Raw genomic sequence first — 19,058 nt, 5'->3', positions numbered from 1 at the left:
CACGATCCATCTTTATAACGCCACAGCGCCGCTGTTTCGCAAGCTGGTATTTGGCATGGAGAAAGAGGACGTTATTGCCCTTGCCGTACGCTCAACCCGGCTTATTCGCCAGCTGTGTGAACAGCAGCCGCACACGCACTGGCAGTATGAATATTCCCCCGAAACCTTCTGTTTTACCGAGCCGGAATTCGCGCTGGCCATTTGCGAAGCGGTGGCCGACGTCTGGCAGCCGTGCGCGGAGAGGCCAATGATCATTAATCTGCCGGCCACGGTGGAGGTCAACACGCCGAATGTCTATGCCGACCAAATTGAATATTTCTGCCGCCATTTTTCGCGTCGCTCGCAGGTGTGTATCAGCGTTCACCCGCACAATGACCGCGGCACCGGCGTGGCAAGCGCAGAGCTGGCCCTGCTGGCCGGCGCCGATCGCGTTGAGGGCTGCCTCTTTGGCAACGGCGAGCGTACCGGCAATGTCTGCCTGGTGACGCTGGCGATGAATCTCTACAGCCAGGGCGTATCGCCGCAGCTTGATTTCAGCAATATGCAGCACGTCGTGGAGGTGGCGGAAACCTGTAATCAGCTGCCCGTCCATCCGCGCCACCCCTGGGCTGGCAGACTCGCCTACACGGCCTTTTCCGGCTCCCATCAGGATGCGATCAAAAAAGGCTTCGACGCCCGTTCGCCGGGCGATCGCTGGCAAATGCCCTACCTGCCCGTTGACCCTCAGGATATCGGCTGCAGCTATGAGGCGGTGATCCGCGTTAACAGCCAGTCGGGAAAAAGCGGCAGCGCCTGGCTGATTGAACAGAACCACGGGCTGAAACTGCCGCGCGCGCTGCAGCAGGATTTCAGCCAATATGTCCAGCGGGAGACCGACACCCACGGAAAAGAGATAACGCAGAACGCGCTGTGGCAGCTTTTCAGGCAGCGTTACGGCCTGATCCCGCAGCCGCCGTTAAGGCTGATTGACTATAAAAGCGAGAGCCGCCAGGACGGCCAGCTTCATCTGCAGGCGACCCTTGGCAGCGAGGAAGGAAACCGCAAGCTTGAGAGCGTGGGGAACGGGCTGCTGTCGGCGGCGGCGGGCGCGCTCGGCCAGGCGTTAAAGCTGACGTTCAGCATTAAGGATTATCATGAGCATACCCTTGGCGAGCGCAGCGACAGCCGTTCTGTGGCCTACATTCACTGCCTGTTCCCTGACGGCAGTGGGCGCTGGGGCGTGGGGATTGATAATGACGTGGCGCGCGCTTCTCTGCAGGCGCTGCTCAATGCCCTGAGCCCGGAGAGCTAACGAAAGTAATCGCTGGGTGAGACGCCCATCACCCGGCGAAACATCGCCGTGAAGGCGCTGTGGCTGCCGTAACCGAGATCCAGCGCGACCCGCAATACCGAATGGCCCTGCGCCAGCCGCACCAGCGCCTCCATCAGCCTTGCGCGGCGAACCCACTCGCCAAAGGTTAGCGCGGTCTGCCGTTGAAAATGACGGCTCAGCGTCTTCTCGCTCATATTAATAAAAGCGGCGGCCTGAGCGCTGCTCCACGGCTCGGCGATGGTGTCGCGGATCTGCTGACACAGCTTTTTAAGCGTTTCGCTGTGCGGCTCAGGCAGATAAAACGGCAGCGCCTGCATACCGCGGATCTCATCCAGCACCAGTTCATAAATCCGCTCGTCACGGCTACCGGGAGCGTAGTTTTCGGGCAGGGAAAATGCGGCGACAATCAGTTCGCGCAGCAACGGGGTGATTTGCACAATCTGGCAGGAAGCCGGCAGGTCCGCCCGCGCCAGCGGATCGATAAATAGCGTGCGCGCCGCGACGTTCCCTGTTATGCGCAGAGCATGTTGCGTACCCGCCGGAAGCCAGACGCCGCGACCGGGCGGCACAACCCAGCTTCCCTCAGGAGTATCGACTCTCACCACGCCGCTGAGTATGTGCAGTAACTGCGCGCAATCATGCTGATGCCAGGGCTCGCGCTCACCGTGAAGATAGTCGTGAGCGTAGGGGACAAAAGGACGCTGGTGAAAGGAGAACGATAAGGTTGTGCTCATCCGGCCCTCGTCTTCCCCTCTCCCGCAGGAGAGGGATAAACGTACTAGATGTGCAGTTCTTGCAGTTTCTCTTTCGGCAACGCCAGTTCTTCGTTGCTGTTAACGCGCACGTCACGATCGAGAATATGGCGGGCGATATCCTGCGCTTCGCCAAGGGAGTGCATCTGGTAAGTCCCGCACTGGTAGACGTTCAGTTCCGGGATCTGGTTTTGATCCTGAACTTTAAGCACATCGGCCATCGCCGCTTTCCAGGCGTCGGCAACGCGCTGCTCATCCGGCGTGCCAATCAGACTCATATAGAAGCCAGTACGGCAGCCCATCGGCGAAATATCAATAATCTCAACGCCGTTACCGTTCAGGTGATCGCGCATAAAGCCTGCAAACAGGTGCTCCAGGGTATGGATACCTTTTTCCGGCATGACTTCTTTATTTGGTACACAAAAGCGCAGATCGAAGACGGTGATGGTGTCGCCATGAGGCGTGTTCATGGTTTTTGCAACACGGACCGCAGGCGCTTCCATACGGGTATGATCGACAGTGAAGCTATCCAATAATGGCATTTAGTCACCTCCGCAGTGATTTTTTTAAAATAAATTGAACTCTTCTTTTCAACGCGAGTCTGAGTATATGAAAGACGCGCATTTGTTATCATCATCCCTGTTTTCAGAGATGAAATTTGGCCACAGTAATGTGGCCTTTTTCTTTTCTGTCAGGCGTGTCTTGCCAGCAACGCCTCAAATGTTTCGCTATCCGCCGCTTCAATTTCTTGCTGTTTCGCCCACGACGCATCGCGTTCTTTACTGAAATCATCTTCGCTGATAATTTCCAGCGGCTCTTCGCGCAGCATAGAACGATACCGATCCGCCAGCGCTTTGCCTGTGCCGCCAATGCCATTGTCAATCATCGAGCGCAATATGCGCGCCGAGAAGGTCAGTTCAGGATCGTCGAAGCAGGCCAGCAGTTCATCGCAAACTTTTTCGTAATGGTTATCGCCGTACAGGCTGTCCAGCGTCTGCGCGACGCGTTTAAGGTCGCGGAACAGATCTTTGCCCACCTGCTGCAGCGGGAACTGGGCGGTTTCGCAGCCAATACCCAGCGTCAGGCCAGGCTTGCGCCCTTCCAGGATAACACGGTTCCAGTTAGTACGGGTACAGAGCAGTTCGTCGCTGCTCATCTCCGGCGCCTCGGCCAGCGCGCACCAGACCATAAACAGGTCCAGGAAGCGCACCTGCTGCTCATCCACACCGATCGGCGTGAAGGGGTTGATATCCAGCGAGCGCACTTCGATATACTCAATGCCGCCGCGTAGCAGCGCGTCTGAAGGCGCTTCGCCGCTGCGGGTCACCCGTTTCGGACGAATCGGCGCATAGAGCTCGTTTTCAATCTGCAGAATATTGGTATTGATCTGCAGGTATTTGCCCTCTTTTTCTACCCCTATCTTCGCGTACTCTTCAGACGGCGTTTTGATGGCGCGCTTGAGCGCTTCCACGTAGCCATGAAGGTCGTTGAAGGTAATGCCCAGATTGCTCTGTGATTTATTGGTGTAGCCAAGGTCGCTTAAGCGCAGCGAGGTAGCATAAGGCAGATAATACATGCCGCCCGGCGTCTTCTCGAACGGCAGCGTAGTTGGCTTACCCTGTAAGAAGGAGGAGCAAATGGCCGGAGAAGCGCCGAACAGATAGGGAATCACCCAACCAAAGCGGTAGTAGTTGCGGATAACGCGGAAGTAGCCGTCCGACACGGATTCTTTATCCGTGTTGCCGCATTTCGCCTGCCAGAAGGCCATCGGCAGCGAAAAGTTATAGTGCACGCCAGAGATGGTCTGCATCAGCGCGCCATAACGGTTTTTGAGCCCCTCGCGGTAGAGCGTTTTCAGGCGACCAATATTTGAGCTGCCGTACTGCGCCAGCTCAATATCCTGCCCGTTTTCAATATAGCAAGGCATGCTCAGCGGCCACATGCGTTCATCGCCAATCTCACGCGCCGTGTGGCGGTGGATATCGCGCATGATCGTCAGCATGTGGTCGATGTCGCCATCTACCGGCGTTATGAACTCCAGCAGCGCTTCGGCGAAATCAGTGGTAATCCATTTGTGCGTGAGCGCCGAGCCAAGCTCGCGCGGATGGCCGGTGGTTGCCAGCGTGCCATCGGCGTTGACGCGCAGCGTTTCGCGCTCAAGCCCGCGTTGTATCCCCTTTAAAGCCTGAGGATGGTTTTCCAGCCAGGCCAGCGCCTGCGATACGTCCGGGATCAAATTGACCTCCCGCCTGTAAAAATCATTTTATTAAGCATAATTGTAATGGTTGACGTTGAGCTGTCACAGCCCTGAGGTCACTTACTCCGTCCAATTAGTGCCACCACGTCATACCCTGTAGCGTTACGCCCGCGACCAGCACATAGCGTAACGCCTTTCCAAGGCACAAAAAAACACAACGGGCCCCCAGGGGATGCGCATCCATCCCGCCAGCAGGCACAGTAAATCGCCCATTACAGGCATCCAGCTGAGTAACAGTGTGGCTGCGCCATAGCGTCTTAGCCAGCCTGTCGCTTTTTCCTGCCAGCGCGATTTCTCACGTAACGGAAAGAAACGCCCAAGAATAACGTTAGTCAGCCCTCCAAGGCTATTACCCATTGTTGCTATTAATACCAGAATCCATGGCTTACTTATGCCGGAAAGTAGCATTCCCACCAGCACTGCCTCGGAGCTTCCGGGCAGCAGCGTGGCGCTAAGAAAACTACTGGCGAACAGAGAAAGAAGCGACAGCCCGTCACTCACAACAGACGCACGTCCACCGCATCCATGCCCGCCGCGCGAGCTGCCTGCAGGCCAAAGTCCGCGTCCTCAAATACCACACAATGCTGCGGCGCGACGCCGATGCGTTCAGCGCAAAGCAAAAAGGTATCCGGCGCAGGCTTGTGGTTTTGGACATGGTCAGCTGCGACCACGGCATCGAAATACTGCCGTAAATTGAGATGGGCTAACAGCGCTTCGGCGATAGCGGCTTCGCTGCCGGTGCCAACCGCGAGAGGACGACGTCCATACCACTCCTTTACCACATCAATCAGCGGTAAGGGCCGGACGGTGTCCAGCAGCATAGCTCTGACCGCGTCGGTTTTCTCCTGGGCCAGCAGGTAGGGATCAAGATCGGCGTGATTCATCTCAATGATGAACTGAGCAATCCGCCAGGTTGGCGAACCGTTTAGCCCGATCAACGCCTCAGGCTCGTAACGCATTCCGTAGTGCTTTAAAACCTCGCCCCAGGCTTTGCGATGTGTTGGTTCGGTATCCAGGATGGTGCCATCCATGTCAAAAATCAAACCCTGATATTGTTCGTACATCGTGCTCCCGCCGACCGGATAACAAAGAAGCTACTGTAGCGTAAAAGGCCTCTTTTGTCGCTGCTGACCGCTGATATGACAAAGGCGCCCGCAGGCGCCTTGTAAGCAGAGATATGCTGCTATTTGATACGCAGGTCGTTTTCAACCACGCGCACGCCCTGCACTCTGCGCGTCACTTCAACGGCACGGTTCGCGCTTTGCGATGAAGAGACGAAGCCGCTCAGCTGTACGCGGCCTTTAAAAGTTTCAACGCTGATTTCAGAAGATTTGATGCTCTTGTCGTTGAACAGCGCCGCTTTCACTTTTGTGGTAATGACGGTGTCATCAATATAGCCGCCGGTACTTTCTTTGGTGGACGAGCCCGCACAGCCCGCCAGCGATACGGCCATAAGCAGCATTGCGCAAAATGCCGAAAATGCTTTAAACCCTCTCATGGAATCCTCTCCTTGCAACTTTCTGGTCAATACAGGGATAAAGTATAAGGAAATGAGCAGGTTGCCAATAAAAAAGTCTGGGGAATGTTGTGAAGTATCAGGGGGATGGTGCATCCGGGAGGATGACTTGTCTTTGGGGTCGTTGCTAAAGCAACGTTATCCTTCCTGGTGCCTGCGGTGATTACCGCTACCTCGTCTACACCTTCATTGCTGAAAGCGTGGAGAATATGGTGCATCCGGGAGGATTCGAACCTCCGACCGCTCGGTTCGTAGCCGAGTACTCTATCCAGCTGAGCTACGGATGCATCGGGACTTACTATTTCACTGCTGATACTAAGTACCGCGTAAACGCCATACCTAAGTAAGATGGTGCATCCGGGAGGATTACTCGCCTTGCGGCTCGCCCTTCGGGCCGTTGCTAAAGCAACGTTATCCCCCTGGTGCTTGCGGTTATTACCGCCACCTCATCCACACCTTCATTGCTGAAAGCAAGGAGAATATGGTGCATCCGGGAGGATTCGAACCTCCGACCGCTCGGTTCGTAGCCGAGTACTCTATCCAGCTGAGCTACGGATGCAAATGGCGGTGAGGCGGGGATTCGAACCCCGGATGCAGCTTTTGACCGCATACTCCCTTAGCAGGGGAGCGCCTTCAGCCTCTCGGCCACCTCACCACACGCCTCTTACGAGTGCTTCGAAGAACTTGTTTCTGCTCATCGTCGCTGCGTGGCGCACATATTACTTTCTGGGACTTATAAGTCAAACAATTTTTCCAGCCCCTGAATCGTTTGCACACTTCGCAGACAATTAGCCGGTTAAATCCGCAAAAAGGATGTTTTCTCAGCAGAAATCAGGCAGCGACGCCCCTGGCAGAACCGGGTGGCCATCAAAGGAAAGCGGTTGTTTAAAGGGGTGCAATAAAAGAGTAACGCAGGGAGAGGATAATTCAGAAAGACGCTGCGTCTCGCCATTGCGGCGAGACGCGGTAATATCAATAACTGGACTGCTGTGATTTTTCAGCCTGGATACGCTGGTAGATCTCTTCACGGTGAACGGATACCTCTTTAGGGGCGTTAACACCAATACGCACCTGGTTACCCTTAACTCCTAAAACAGTCACAGTGACCTCATCCCCAATCATGAGGGTCTCACCAACTCGACGAGTCAGAATCAGCATTCTTTGCTCCTTGAAAGATTAAAAGAGTCGGGTCTCTCGTATCCCGGCATTCTCCATCATATAACGCCAAAAAGTAAGCGATGACAAACACGTAATGTGTAAGCAGTCACGGCATCACATTCTGTTAGACGTAAGTTTAGCCGATATACTCAACTTCAACCTGACTTTATCGTTTTCAATAGCGTACTGGCAAGAACGCCACAACCGTAAGGTTATGGCGTCTGCATCCGCTTTGTAATTATTACAGTTTCGCGCTTACCCAGCCTTTCACGCTGGCAAGTGCAGCCGGAAGTGCCGCCACGTCCGTGCCGCCAGCCTGCGCCATATCCGGACGGCCGCCGCCTTTGCCGCCGACCTGCTGGGCAACCATTCCAACAAGCTCCCCTGCTTTCACGCGATCGGTCACATCCTTAGAGACCCCCGCAATCAGAGAAACCTTACCTTCTGCCACTGTGGCGAGAACAATAATCGCAGAACCCAGCTGGTTCTTCAGATCGTCCACCATGGTACGCAGCATCTTCGGTTCAACGCCAGTCAGCTCGCTGACCAGGAGTTTAACGCCGTTGATTTCTTCAGCCTTCCCGGACAGGCTGACGCTCTCCAGAGCGGCCTGCTGTTCTTTCAGCTGTTGTATCTCTTTTTCCAGTTGACGGGTACGCTCCAGCGCGGAACGTACTTTATCACCCAGATTCGCGCTATCGCCTTTCAACAGCTGGGCGATATCGTGTAACTGATCGCTTTGCGCGTGCAGGGCGGCAATGGCCCCCTCGCCCGTCACCGCTTCAATACGGCGAACGCCTGCCGCAGTACCGGACTCGGAAACGATATGGAACAGGCCAATATCGCCGGTGCGCGCAGCGTGCGTACCACCGCACAATTCGGTAGAGAAGTCGCCCATGCGCAATACGCGCACGCGATCGTCGTATTTTTCACCGAACAGCGCCATTGCGCCCGTTGCTCTGGCTGCATCAATATCCATGATATTGGTTTCGACAGGCAAATTACGGCGGATTTGTGCGTTGACCAGATCTTCTACCGCGCGGATTTCGGACGGTTTCATCGCTTCAAAGTGTGAGAAGTCAAAGCGCAGCGCTTTGTCATTCACCAGCGAACCTTTCTGCGCGACGTGCGTACCGAGCACCTGGCGCAGCGCCGCGTGCATCAGGTGGGTCGCGGAGTGGTTCAGGCGGATACGTAAACGACGCGCCTCATCCACTTCGGCCTTAACGCCATCGCCTACTTTCAGCGAGCCGGAGACAACTTTGCCCGTATGACCAATCGCCTGGCCATATTTCTGCGTATCGGAAACGCTAAAGGTGAAGCCGTTACCTTTCAGTTCGCCCTTATCGCCAACCTGGCCGCCAGATTCTGCGTAGAACGGCGTCTGATCCAGCACGACGACAGCGTCCTGCCCTGCGTTAACCACCTCTACGGCTTTTCCGTCCACAAACAGGCCGGTCACTTTGCCGGTCAGTTCCAGATGGTCGTAGCCTTTAAATTCAGAGGCGCTGTCAACGCGGATCATCGCGTTATAGTCCGCGCCGAAACCGCTGGATTCACGCGCGCGACGGCGCTGCTCTTCCATCGCGGCCTCAAAACCAGCCTCGTCGACTTTGATGTTGCGCTCACGGCACACATCCGCCGTCAGGTCTACCGGGAAACCGTAGGTGTCATACAGGCGGAAAGCCGTTTCGCCATCCAGCGTATCGCCGGTCAGCTTCGCCAGCTCTTCGTCCAGCAGCGCCAGTCCGCGCTCCAGGGTACGAGCAAACTGCTCTTCTTCGGTTTTCAGTACCTGCTCAACCTGCGCCTGCTGGCGTTTAAGCTCTTCGCCCGCAGAACCCATGACGTCAAGCAGCGGCCCAACCAGCTTGTAGAAGAAGGTTTCTTTCGCGCCCAGCATGTTGCCGTGACGGATTGCGCGACGAATGATACGGCGCAGCACATAACCACGGTTTTCGTTCGACGGGATAACGCCGTCTGCGATCAGGAAAGCGCAGGAACGAATATGGTCCGCGATAACGCGCAGGGATTTATTGCTCAAATCGGTCGCGCCGGTAACGTCGGCCACCGCTTTGATAAGTTTGCTAAACAGATCGATTTCGTAGTTGGAGTTCACATGCTGCAGAACCGCCGTGATGCGCTCCAGCCCCATCCCGGTATCGACGGAAGGTTTCGGCAGCGGCTCCATCGTGCCGTCAGCCTGACGGTTGAACTGCATGAAGACGATGTTCCAGATCTCAATGTAGCGATCGCCGTCTTCTTCCGGGCTTCCCGGAGGGCCACCCCAGATATGATCGCCATGATCGTAGAAAATCTCGGTGCACGGGCCGCACGGACCGGTATCGCCCATCTGCCAGAAGTTGTCAGAGGCGTAGGGAGCGCCCTTGTTATCGCCGATGCGAATAATGCGCTCGCGTGGGATACCCACCTCTTTTTCCCAGATTTCGTAGGCTTCGTCATCGGTTTCATAGACGGTCACCCACAGACGATCTTTCGGCAGGTTGAACCAGTTTTCACCGGTTAACAGCTCCCACGCATATTGAATCGCATCGTGTTTGAAGTAATCGCCAAAGCTGAAGTTGCCCAGCATTTCGAAGAAGGTATGGTGACGCGCGGTGTAACCGACGTTTTCCAGGTCATTGTGTTTACCGCCTGCGCGTACGCAGCGTTGTGCGGTGGTCGCGCGGGAATAATTACGCTTATCGAGCCCAAGAAAGACATCTTTGAACTGATTCATCCCGGCGTTGGTAAACAGCAGAGTCGGGTCGTTATTCGGCACAAGGGAGCTGCTAGCAACTACCTGATGGCCCTTGCTATGGAAAAAATCGAGAAACGCCTGACGGATCTCAGCGGTGCTCTTGCTCATAATTATCCTGAAATCAAGCTAACGAAATAGCGTAGCAGGTCGCGTCCTTTCACAAAAAACCGCCCGCTACTGGAAAAAGTGGGAATAAGATAAGTTTTCTTGTCAGCGAAGTAAAATCCCGTATGCGCTCAAGCGGTAAAATTTCGCCAGATTTCCTGAATATCCTCCAGCAAATAACCGCGGTAGAGTAAAAAGCGCTGCACTTTCGCTTTCTCTGCAAAGTGGGTCGGCAAAGGCTCGCCAAATTTACGCTGCGCCTGCTGTCGCGCCAGCTCGCACCAGTCGATATCGCATTCGCGCATCGCCGTTTCGCTGACTTCCCGCGTCACCCCTTTTTGCCCCAGCTCCTGGCGGATACGTGACGGGCCATAGCCCTTGCGGCTGCGGCTGGCGATGAACTGGCGGGCAAAGCGCTCATCATCCAGATAGTGACTCTCCATGCACCAGGCCACCACTTTTTCAACGTCATCCGGGTCGGCGTCCGGCTTCTCCAGCCCGTTTTTGGTCATTATCGGAGCGGTAAGTTTGCGCCGCAGTTCTTGTTCGGCGTGGTCGCGCATCGCCAGGATGCGCAGGGCGCGGTCGAGCAGACGGGCATAGCCAGAGCGGCGAGGGGTGTTGTCGGTCATCTTTTTTCCTGCCAGCATAAAAACGAAAAGGGCTGCATCAGCAGCCCTTAATTATTACTCAGATTATCAGAAATCTTCGTTGGTTTCTTCGACGCCTTCGCCGTTGTCGTCCACGGTGAAGTCAGGACCGGAGGAAGGGTTGCTGAGCAGAATCTCACGCACTTTCTTCTCGATCTCTTTGGCCGTCGCCGGGTTCTCTTTCAGCCAGTTAGTGGCGTTCGCTTTACCCTGACCGATTTTCTCGCCGTTGTAGCTGTACCAGGCGCCCGCTTTTTCAATCAGCTTCTCTTTCACGCCCAGGTCAACCAGTTCGCCGTAGAAGTTGATGCCTTCACCATAGAGGATCTGGAATTCAGCCTGTTTAAACGGCGCGGCGATTTTGTTTTTCACCACTTTAACGCGGGTTTCGCTACCCACCACGTTATCGCCCTCTTTCACCGCGCCGATACGGCGGATGTCCAGGCGCACGGAGGCGTAGAATTTCAGCGCGTTACCACCGGTGGTGGTTTCCGGGTTACCGAACATAACGCCGATTTTCATACGGATCTGGTTGATGAAGATCAGCAGCGTATTGGACTGCTTAAGGTTACCAGCCAGCTTACGCATGGCCTGGCTCATCATACGCGCCGCGAGGCCCATGTGAGAGTCACCGATTTCACCTTCAATTTCCGCTTTCGGCGTCAGGGCGGCGACGGAGTCGACGACGATAACGTCAACCGCGCCGGAACGCGCCAGCGCGTCACAGATTTCCAGCGCCTGCTCACCGGTATCCGGCTGCGAGCAGAGCAGGTTATCGATATCCACGCCCAGCTTACGTGCGTAGATCGGGTCCAGCGCGTGCTCGGCATCGATAAACGCACAGGTTTTACCTTCACGCTGCGCAGCGGCGATCACCTGCAGGGTCAGCGTGGTTTTACCGGAAGATTCCGGCCCGTAAATCTCTACGATACGGCCCATCGGCAGACCGCCCGCGCCCAGCGCGATATCCAGCGAAAGCGAGCCGGTCGGGATGGTTTCGACATCCATAGAACGGTCTTCACCCAGACGCATGATGGAGCCTTTACCGAATTGCTTTTCGATCTGACCCAGTGCTGCCGCAAGCGCCTTTTGTTTGTTTTCGTCGATAGCCATTATTACTCCTGTCATGCCGGGTGAAGCGACTGCGCTTCGCCGTGGATTTCTGTTTTGTTGCCGCAATTATACTGTATAGTCATACAGTATCTCAAGTGTTTTGTAGAAAATGTTGCCACAGGGTTTGCAGGGCATAAGCCGTCGCCTGACGGCGTACCGCCTCACGATCGCCGGGGAAACATTCCCGGCGGGTAATGCCCTGCCCGCTGACGCTTGCGAAGCCAAACCACACCGTGCCGACGGGCTTATCGTCGCTGCCGCCGTCCGGCCCGGCAATGCCGCTGATTGAAATAGCATAGTCAGCTCGCGCCGCTTTTAGCGCGCCAATCGCCATCTCTACCACCACCGGTTCGCTGACCGCGCCGTGCGCCGCCAGCGTCTCTGGCTTCACGCCGATCATTTGCGATTTCGCCTCATTACTGTAGGTGACGAAACCGCGTTCAAACCAGGCGGAGCTACCGGCAATATCGGTAATGACTTTCGCCACCCAGCCGCCGGTGCAGGATTCCGCCGTGGTGACGCTCGCTCTGCGCGCTTTCAGCGCCCGACCGATGCGCTCGCTCAACTGCATTAATTCGCTGTCAGTCATGTTGACTCCTGTCCAATAACCGTGGCGCAAAAGATAGCACTTTCAGCGTAAAGGTGGGGGCGGGAGTGAAGATTTACGAGGAGGCTTCCGAAAAAAGCCAGCCCAGGCTGGCTCGGGAGAGTTATTTCATGCTGTTGACGATGACGGTGACGTTATGGCGAAACGCTTTTGCATAGGTGTCGGCCTCGCCGCCCTTCGCGCTCAGCGCTTCCGGATAGAGCTCGCCGCCCGGCTGCGCCCCGGTTGCCGCGGCTATCTGCCTGACCAGACGCGGGTCGAGCTGGTTCTCAATAAACCAGCTGTGCACGCCGTCCGCTTTAATCTGTTTAATTAACGAAGCCACCTGCTGCGCGCTGGCCTCGCTTTCGGACGAGAGTCCCTGCGGCGCGAGGAAAGTGACATCGTAGGCCCGACCAAAATAGCCAAATGCGTCGTGGCTGGTCAGTACTTTGCGTTTTTGCGGCGGTATCGGGCGGAACTGCGCTTTCGCCCAGCTATCAAGCTGCTGCAGCTGCGTGATGTATGCCTCCCCCGTCGTCTTTAGCGCTTTTTCATCCTGCGGATCGGCCTTGATCAGCGCCGCCAGAATGTTCCTGGCGTACAGCGCGCCGTTTGCCGCGCTGTTCCAGGCGTGCGGGTCGGTGACGGTCTGACCGTCTTCTTCAAGCGTGTGGGTCTGGACGCCGTCTGAGGCGACCACCACAACGCCCTTAAAGCCGGAGGCCTTAATCAGCCGGTCCAGCCAGCCCTCAAGGCCCAGGCCGTTAACCACCACCACATCCGCTTTATTCAGCATCGCGCTATCCCTGGCGCCGGGCTCGAAGGTGTGCGGATCGCCATCCGGTCCTACCAGCGAGGTCACTTTCACACGATCGCCGCCGGTTTCAGCGACAATATCCCCCAGAACGGAAAAGCTGGCGACCACATTAAGGGTTTTCGCCACTGCCCCCTGCGCCATCAGCCCCAACGCCAGCGCCAGAATTACTTTTTTCATCATGTCTCCTTGCCTGTTAACTGTGCGCGTAAACCGCTGCGCACGCCGAATAAAATGGAAATAAGAAAAACGCCGCTGGCGGTGAGCACTATCGCCGGACCAGCGGGCAGCCCCGCCCCCCAGGAGAGGCTTAACCCCAGCCATGCGCAAAACGCGCCCGTCACCCCAGCGAACAGCAGCAGGCCGGGCAGGGTTCGCGCCCAACAGCGCGCCGCCACCGCCGGAAGAATCATCACCCCTACCGCCATTAAGGTGCCCAGCACCTGAAAACCGGCCACCAGGTTAAGTACCAGCAGCGCCAGAAACAGGCTGTGAAACAGTACCGGCAGGCGCGGGGCATTAATCTGCAAAAAGTCGCTGTCGAAGGCTTCGCTTACCAGGCCGCGATAAAATAGCGCCAGCGAGAGCAGCGTCAGGCTGGCGACGCCCGCAACAAACAGCGCGGCGTCGCTATCCACCGCCAGCACCGAGCCAAACAGCAGGTGCAGCAGGTCGACGCTGGAGCCGCGCAGTGAAACCAGCGTCACCCCGAGGGCCAGCGAGGCGAGATAGAGCCCGGCGAAGCTGGCATCCTCTTTAAGCGGCGTGCGGCGGCTGATTAACCCCGCCGCCAGCGCCACAATAACGCCGGCAATAAACCCGCCGAGACTCATTGCCAGCAGCGACATGCCGTTGAGCAAGTAGCCCGCCGCCACCCCTGGCAAAATGGCGTGAGAGAGCGCATCCCCCATCAGGCTCATCCGTCGCAGCTGTAAAAAAACCCCCAGCGCGGTGGTACTGACAGAGAGCGCCAGGCAGACCACCAGCGCGCGGCGCATAAAGCCGAACTCGATAAACGGCTGGAAAAAGAGATGCCAGATCATGCCGGTCGCGCCTCATTCAACCTGTCGGTTGCGCCCCAGTACGCCTGCTCGCCATCAAGACGTAGCGTCTGGGGGAAAAAGCGCCTTACCCGTTCGCTGTCGTGCAATACCGCAAGAAGGGTTTGCCCCTGGCGATGCATCTCCACCATTTGCGCCATCAGCAGATGCGTGGTCGCCTCATCAATGCCGGTGAAGGGTTCATCCAGCATCACCAGCGGCGCCTGCTGTAGCCACAGCCGGGCAAAGAGCATCCGCTGAAACTGTCCGCCGGAGAGCGTGTCGACAGTGGCTTTCGCCATCGCCAGCATGCCGGTTCTCTCCAGCGCCGCCGCCACCTGATGGCGCGCCTGGCGGTTGAGGCCGGAAAAGAGAGAAACCCGCGGCCAGCAGCCCATACTGACCACATCCTGCACCGTTACGGGGAAACCGGCATCCAGGGTTTGCCGCTGCGCCAGCCAGCCGATAACGGGCCGGGAGGCGCGCCAGCGCAGGGTGCCGCTCACCGGCGTTAAGATGCCCGCCAGCGTTTTCAACAGGGTTGATTTGCCGCAGCCGTTGGCGCCGACGATGGCCGTCATGCTGCCGCGTTCCAGCGTGCCGCATAAGGCTGGCGTGACCGCGCGCGCGCCGTAGCCCGCCACCAGATGATCCAGTTCAATCATGAAAGCGCCACCGACCAGCCCGTTAGCAGCCACAGGGTTATAAGCAGCGCGGCGGCCAGAACGAGCCGGGTCGCGCTGGCGCAGGAGAAGAGCGTTATATCCATCACCACCACACAATCATTATGTTATAACATAACAATAATCAGATGCGCAGATGATGTAAACGGAATTTTTAGCGGGAATGCGTTGAAATGTTTCTGCCCCTTTTCGCAAAGGGGCAGTGGTTTAGCGAATACGCGCCAGCGCTACTGACTGACCCAGCTGCCACACCGCCATCGCATAATGGGTGCTGTGGTTGTAGCGGGTGATGGTGTAAAAGTTCGGCAAGCCGTACCAGTACTCATAGCCGGTGCCGACATCGAGGCGCAGCAGGCTGGCCTGCTGATGGTTGCCCAGCGATTGCTGCGGCGTCAGACCGGCTGCCGCCAGCTGCGCGACGCTGTAGTTGGTTTTAAAGCCGTTCGCCAGCCCTGGCGCCTGGCCCGTAGCGGGCACTGCCACCAGGTCACCTTTCGTCCAGCCGTGCTCTTTAAAGTAGTTCGCTACGCTGCCGATAGCGTCCACCGGGTCCCACAGGTTGATATGCCCGTCGCCGTTGAAATCCACCGCGTACTGTTTATAGGAGGAAGGCATAAACTGCCCGTAGCCCATCGCGCCGGCGAAGGAGCCTTTCAGATCCAGCGGGTCGTCGTTTTCATCGCGCGCCATCAGCAGGAATGTCTCCAGCTCGCTGGAAAAATAAGCCGCACGACGAGGGTAGTTAAACGCCAGCGTCGCCAGCGCATCGAGGATGCGCGTTTTGCCCATCACGCGGCCCCAGCGGGTCTCCACGCCAATAATGCCGACGATAATTTCCGGCGGCACGCCGTAAACCATCCATGCGCGGTTTAACGCGTCTTCATACTGGTTCCAGAAGGCCACGCCGTTCTGCACGTTATCCGGGGTGATGAACTGCCCGCGATAGCGCAGCCATGCGCCGTTCGGCCCGGTTGGCGCGGGGCCGGTGGGAGCCTGGCGGTCCATCAGGCGCAGCACGTAATCCAGCCGCTTCGCCTGGGAGAGAATTTCATGCAGTTGCTGACGATCGAAGCCGTGCTTGCTGACCATATCGTTGATGAACTGTTCTGCGGCAGGGTTATTGGCGAAATCGCCGCTGGTCATCATCACATTGTGTTGGGGTTCGAGTAAAAATCCGCCCGTGGGTTTGCCCACCGTTTCAGGCGCAGGCGCGGAGGCGGTTTGCTGCCCGTTTTCAGGTTTGCTGCTACAGGCGGCAAGAAGAACTAGCGCGGGAAGGAGCGCTGCGTAACGACGCTTAAACATGAGACATCCATTTAACATTTATTCAGCCAGGGGGAATTATGGTAAAGCATGCGCGCCAGCACAAGTAAGCGCTGCGTTCTCTTCCCTTTCACTCGATCAGCCGCTGTTTTTTTCACTTCACACTCTTACTCGCAACAAAAACTTTCACAATGATTGTTTTATCTTTCATATTGAGACCTAAATAACACTTTTATACCTTTCAAAGTGATTATTATAAGCCCCAGTTTTACAACAACGTGAAACCCTGAAGGAGAGAACAATGATAGAAACGATTACCCATGGCGCCGAATGGTTCATTGGGCTGTTTCAGAAAGGCGGGGAAGTGTTTACCGGGATGGTAACCGGGATTTTGCCGCTGCTGATAAGCCTGCTGGTTATCATGAACGCCCTGATCAACTTTATTGGTCAGCACCGTATCGAGCGGCTGGCTCAGCGTTGCGCAGGCAATCCTGTGACCCGTTACCTGCTGCTGCCGTGCGTGGGAACCTTTGTCTTCTGTAATCCGATGACCTTAAGCCTTGGCCGGTTTATGCCGGAAAAATATAAGCCCAGCTACTACGCGGCGGCCTCCTACAGCTGCCACTCCATGAACGGCCTGTTTCCCCATATCAACCCCGGCGAACTGTTTGTCTATTTAGGCATCGCCAATGGCCTGACCACGCTCGGCCTGCCGCTGGGGCCACTGGCGGTCAGCTACCTGCTGGTAGGCCTTGTGACCAACTTCTTCCGTGGCTGGGTTACCGACCTCACCACGTCAATATTCGAAAAGAAAATGGGCATTCAGCTTGAACAAAACGTTCGTCTGGCAGGAGCGACATCATGAGCCGCATTGTAATTGAGAAAGGCACGGGCGGCTGGGGCGGCCCGCTGGAAATCGACAGCGCTGAGAACAAAAAAATCGTCTATATCACCGCAGGCACGCGCCCGGCCATCGTCGACAAGCTGGCGCAGATGACCGGCTGGCAGGCGGTGGACGGCTTTAAAGAGGGCGAACCGCCAGAGAACGAAATTGGCGTCGCGGTGATCGACTGCGGCGGTACGCTGCGCTGCGGGATCTACCCGAAACGCCGTATCCCCACCATCAATATTCACGCGACCGGCAAGTCAGGCCCGCTGGCCCAGTACATCCTGGAGGATATCTATGTCTCCGGCGTAAAAGAGGAAAACATCTCCTGGCAGGATGGCGAAACGGCGGCGAAGGCGGCCGTAACCGCGAAGCCTGCCCCGCGTGAATACGACGCCAGTAAAAAGATTACTGAACAGAGCGATGGACTGCTGGCGAAAGTCGGCATGGGAATGGGCTCCGCCGTGGCGGTGCTGTTCCAGGCCGGGCGCGACACCATCGACACGGTACTGAAAACCATCCTGCCGTTTATGGCCTTCGTGTCGGCGTTAATCGGCATCATTATGGCTTCCGGCCTTGGCGACTGGATCGCCCACGGCCTGGCCCCGCTTGCCAGCCATCCGCTGGGTCTGGTGACGCTGGCGCTGATCTGCTCCTTCCCGCTGCTGTCCCCGTTCCTTGGCCCCGGCGCGGTCATTGCGCAGGTTATCGGCGTGCTGATTGGCGTGCAGATAGGCCAGGGCAATATCCCCCCGCACCTCGCCCTGCCCGCGCTGTTTGCGATTAACGCCCAGGCGGCATGCGACTTTATTCCCGTAGGTCTGTCACTGGCGGAAGCGCGTCAGGATACCGTGCGCGTCGGCGTGCCTTCCGTGCTGGTAAGCCGCTTCCTGACCGGTGCGCCGACGGTGCTTATCGCCTGGTTTGTCTCCGGCTTTATCTATCAATAAGAGGTTGTTATGAGCGTGATTTATCAAACCACCATTACCGACATCGGCGCTTGCGCGCAGGAGGCCCTTAGCGATCGGATGCTGATCACGTTTCGGGAAGGCGCACCGGCGGACGTCGCCGAGTTCTGTTTTATCCACTGTCACGGCGAGCTTAACGGCTCGCTTGCGGCGGGCGCGCAGTTTGAGCTGGACGGCCACCCCTACCCGGTCACCGCCGTTGGCGAGGTGGCGGAAGAAAATTTACGCGAGCTGGGGCATATCACCCTGCGTTTCGACGGACAAACCCAGGCGGAGTACCCCGGTACGGTACACGTCGCGGGTAATGTACCGGAAGGCATTCGCCCCGGTTGCACACTGAAATTTGTTGCTTAAGGAGAAAGTATGAAACAGGTTGCCGTAGTCATTGGTGGAGGACAAACCCTTGGGGCGTTCCTGAGCCGTGGGCTGGCCGCAGAGGGGTACCGCGTAGCGGTAGTGGATATTCAGAGCGATAAAGCGGCAAGCGTCGCCCAGGAAATTAACGCCGAGTATGGCGAAGGGATGGCGTACGGTTTCGGCGCCGACGCCACCAGCGAGCAGAGCGTGCTGGCGCTGTCGCGCGGGGTGGATGAGATTTTTGGCCGTGTGGATCTGCTGGTTTACAGCGCGGGTATCGCCAAAGCGGCGTTTATCAGCGATGTCCAGCTTGGGGACTTCGACCGTTCGCTACAGGTTAATCTGGTGGGCTATTTCCTGTGCGCCCGCGAGTTTTCGCGCCTGATGATCCGCGATGGCATTCAGGGGCGCATTATCCAGATCAACTCCAAATCGGGCAAAGTGGGCAGTAAGCACAACTCCGGCTACAGCGCGGCGAAGTTTGGCGGCGTGGGCCTGACCCAGTCGCTGGCGCTGGATCTGGCGGAATATGGCATTACCGTTCACTCCCTGATGCTGGGCAACCTGCTGAAATCGCCGATGTTCCAGTCGCTTATTCCGCAGTACGCCAGCAAGCTGGGCATTGCCGCGGAACACGTTGAACAGCATTACATTGATAAGGTGCCGCTGAAACGCGGGTGTGACTATCAGGATGTGCTGGATGTGCTGCTGTTTTACGCAAGCGCGAAAGCCTCTTACTGCACCGGGCAGTCGATCAATATCACCGGTGGGCAAGTAATGTTTTAAGCCAACGTAGCCTGGGCAGGCGTAATCGCATCCGGGATTTTCCCGGAT

The 19,058-nt window shown here is 56.9% G+C and carries 19 protein-coding genes, 3 tRNA genes and 1 pseudogene; 5 read left to right on the top strand and 18 right to left on the bottom strand.

Annotated elements, in window-relative coordinates; translation table 11 throughout:
* A partial coding sequence (locus tag ENTHG_RS13340; protein ID WP_044180420.1) for a 2-isopropylmalate synthase occupies window positions 1-1,291 on the top strand: 1,291 nt, incomplete at its 5' end.
* On the opposite strand, the gene ENTHG_RS13335 is transcribed toward ENTHG_RS13340, so the two are convergent.
* The 18 genes and pseudogenes from ENTHG_RS13335 to mltB form a co-directional block, all read right to left on the bottom strand.
* Entirely contained in the window at window positions 1,288-2,046 is a 759-nt protein-coding gene (locus ENTHG_RS13335; protein WP_044180418.1) for an AraC family transcriptional regulator, read from the bottom strand. The genes ENTHG_RS13340 and ENTHG_RS13335 overlap by 4 nt on opposite strands.
* Window positions 2,047-2,090: 44 nt before the next feature.
* Window positions 2,091-2,606, bottom strand: a complete 516-nt coding sequence (gene luxS / locus ENTHG_RS13330; RefSeq protein WP_044180417.1) for an S-ribosylhomocysteine lyase — start codon at window positions 2,604-2,606, stop codon at window positions 2,091-2,093.
* Between the two features lie 149 nt (window positions 2,607-2,755).
* Complete coding sequence (gene gshA, locus ENTHG_RS13325) at window positions 2,756-4,300, bottom strand: glutamate--cysteine ligase (protein ID WP_044180415.1); 1,545 nt, start codon at window positions 4,298-4,300, stop codon at window positions 2,756-2,758.
* Window positions 4,301-4,394: 94 nt separating this feature from the next.
* Window positions 4,395-4,822 (bottom strand): annotated as a pseudogene (locus tag ENTHG_RS13320) (YqaA family protein).
* A complete protein-coding gene (yqaB, locus tag ENTHG_RS13315) occupies window positions 4,819-5,385 on the bottom strand; it encodes a fructose-1-phosphate/6-phosphogluconate phosphatase (RefSeq protein WP_044180413.1) in 567 nt (188 codons plus the stop codon). Before yqaB ends, ENTHG_RS13320 begins: the two are co-directional and overlap by 4 nt.
* 119 nt (window positions 5,386-5,504) lie before the next feature.
* On the bottom strand, window positions 5,505-5,819 hold the full coding sequence (locus ENTHG_RS13310) for a BON domain-containing protein (protein ID WP_044180411.1): 315 nt from the start codon (window positions 5,817-5,819) through the stop codon (window positions 5,505-5,507).
* Between the two features lie 228 nt (window positions 5,820-6,047).
* Window positions 6,048-6,124: transfer RNA gene (locus ENTHG_RS13305), tRNA-Arg, on the bottom strand.
* A gap of 195 nt (window positions 6,125-6,319) precedes the next feature.
* Window positions 6,320-6,396: transfer RNA gene (locus ENTHG_RS13300), tRNA-Arg, on the bottom strand.
* Window positions 6,397-6,399: 3 nt separating this feature from the next.
* Window positions 6,400-6,492 (bottom strand) — tRNA-Ser (locus tag ENTHG_RS13295).
* A 317-nt stretch (window positions 6,493-6,809) separates the two neighbouring features.
* Window positions 6,810-6,995 (bottom strand): carbon storage regulator CsrA, encoded by a 186-nt coding sequence (gene csrA, locus ENTHG_RS13290; RefSeq protein WP_000906486.1) that lies wholly within the window; start codon window positions 6,993-6,995, stop codon window positions 6,810-6,812.
* Between the two features lie 241 nt (window positions 6,996-7,236).
* The gene (alaS, locus tag ENTHG_RS13285) at window positions 7,237-9,864 is read right to left on the bottom strand and encodes an alanine--tRNA ligase (RefSeq protein WP_044180408.1); all 2,628 of its coding nucleotides are present in this window, start codon (window positions 9,862-9,864) and stop codon (window positions 7,237-7,239) included.
* Window positions 9,865-9,992: 128 nt separating this feature from the next.
* The gene (gene recX, locus ENTHG_RS13280) at window positions 9,993-10,493 is read right to left on the bottom strand and encodes a recombination regulator RecX (RefSeq protein ID WP_044180406.1); all 501 of its coding nucleotides are present in this window, start codon (window positions 10,491-10,493) and stop codon (window positions 9,993-9,995) included.
* Window positions 10,494-10,559: 66 nt separating this feature from the next.
* Window positions 10,560-11,624: a recombinase RecA gene (gene recA, locus ENTHG_RS13275; protein ID WP_044180405.1), complete on the bottom strand. Its 1,065-nt coding sequence runs from the start codon at window positions 11,622-11,624 to the stop codon at window positions 10,560-10,562.
* 91 nt (window positions 11,625-11,715) lie between these two features.
* The gene (gene pncC / locus ENTHG_RS13270) at window positions 11,716-12,213 is read right to left on the bottom strand and encodes a nicotinamide-nucleotide amidase (protein WP_044180404.1); all 498 of its coding nucleotides are present in this window, start codon (window positions 12,211-12,213) and stop codon (window positions 11,716-11,718) included.
* A 121-nt stretch (window positions 12,214-12,334) separates the two neighbouring features.
* Window positions 12,335-13,210 carry a metal ABC transporter substrate-binding protein gene (locus ENTHG_RS13265; protein ID WP_421957796.1) on the bottom strand — a complete coding sequence of 292 codons (876 nt, stop codon included), beginning with the start codon at window positions 13,208-13,210 and terminating at the stop codon, window positions 12,335-12,337.
* Window positions 13,207-14,070: a metal ABC transporter permease gene (locus ENTHG_RS13260; RefSeq protein ID WP_044180400.1), complete on the bottom strand. Its 864-nt coding sequence runs from the start codon at window positions 14,068-14,070 to the stop codon at window positions 13,207-13,209. Before ENTHG_RS13260 ends, ENTHG_RS13265 begins: the two co-directional genes overlap by 4 nt.
* Complete coding sequence (locus ENTHG_RS13255) at window positions 14,067-14,732, bottom strand: metal ABC transporter ATP-binding protein (RefSeq protein ID WP_044180398.1); 666 nt, start codon at window positions 14,730-14,732, stop codon at window positions 14,067-14,069. Before ENTHG_RS13255 ends, ENTHG_RS13260 begins: the two co-directional genes overlap by 4 nt.
* 225 nt (window positions 14,733-14,957) lie before the next feature.
* Window positions 14,958-16,055 carry a lytic murein transglycosylase B gene (gene mltB, locus ENTHG_RS13250; RefSeq protein WP_044180397.1) on the bottom strand — a complete coding sequence of 366 codons (1,098 nt, stop codon included), beginning with the start codon at window positions 16,053-16,055 and terminating at the stop codon, window positions 14,958-14,960.
* A gap of 259 nt (window positions 16,056-16,314) precedes the next feature.
* On the opposite strand from mltB, the gene srlA reads away from it, so the two are divergent.
* The 4 genes from srlA to srlD are packed head-to-tail and all read left to right on the top strand — an operon-like array spanning window position 16,315 to window position 19,010.
* On the top strand, window positions 16,315-16,878 hold the full coding sequence (gene srlA / locus ENTHG_RS13245; RefSeq protein WP_044180396.1) for a PTS glucitol/sorbitol transporter subunit IIC: 564 nt from the start codon (window positions 16,315-16,317) through the stop codon (window positions 16,876-16,878).
* Window positions 16,875-17,849 carry a PTS glucitol/sorbitol transporter subunit IIB gene (srlE, locus tag ENTHG_RS13240; protein ID WP_044180395.1) on the top strand — a complete coding sequence of 325 codons (975 nt, stop codon included), beginning with the start codon at window positions 16,875-16,877 and terminating at the stop codon, window positions 17,847-17,849. The genes srlA and srlE overlap by 4 nt, the downstream gene beginning before the upstream one ends.
* 9 nt (window positions 17,850-17,858) lie before the next feature.
* Entirely contained in the window at window positions 17,859-18,221 is a 363-nt protein-coding gene (srlB, locus tag ENTHG_RS13235; protein WP_044180394.1) for a PTS glucitol/sorbitol transporter subunit IIA, read from the top strand.
* A gap of 9 nt (window positions 18,222-18,230) precedes the next feature.
* The gene (gene srlD, locus ENTHG_RS13230) at window positions 18,231-19,010 is read left to right on the top strand and encodes a sorbitol-6-phosphate dehydrogenase (protein WP_044180393.1); all 780 of its coding nucleotides are present in this window, start codon (window positions 18,231-18,233) and stop codon (window positions 19,008-19,010) included.
* Window positions 19,011-19,058: the final 48 nt, after the last annotated feature.

It is taken from the genome of Phytobacter massiliensis JC163 (genome assembly GCF_000321045.1).
GTDB lineage: Bacteria > Pseudomonadota > Gammaproteobacteria > Enterobacterales > Enterobacteriaceae > Phytobacter_A > Phytobacter_A massiliensis.
The sequence above is the reverse complement of the archived record's forward strand: the minus strand, read 5'-3'. Positions and strand labels throughout refer to the sequence as shown.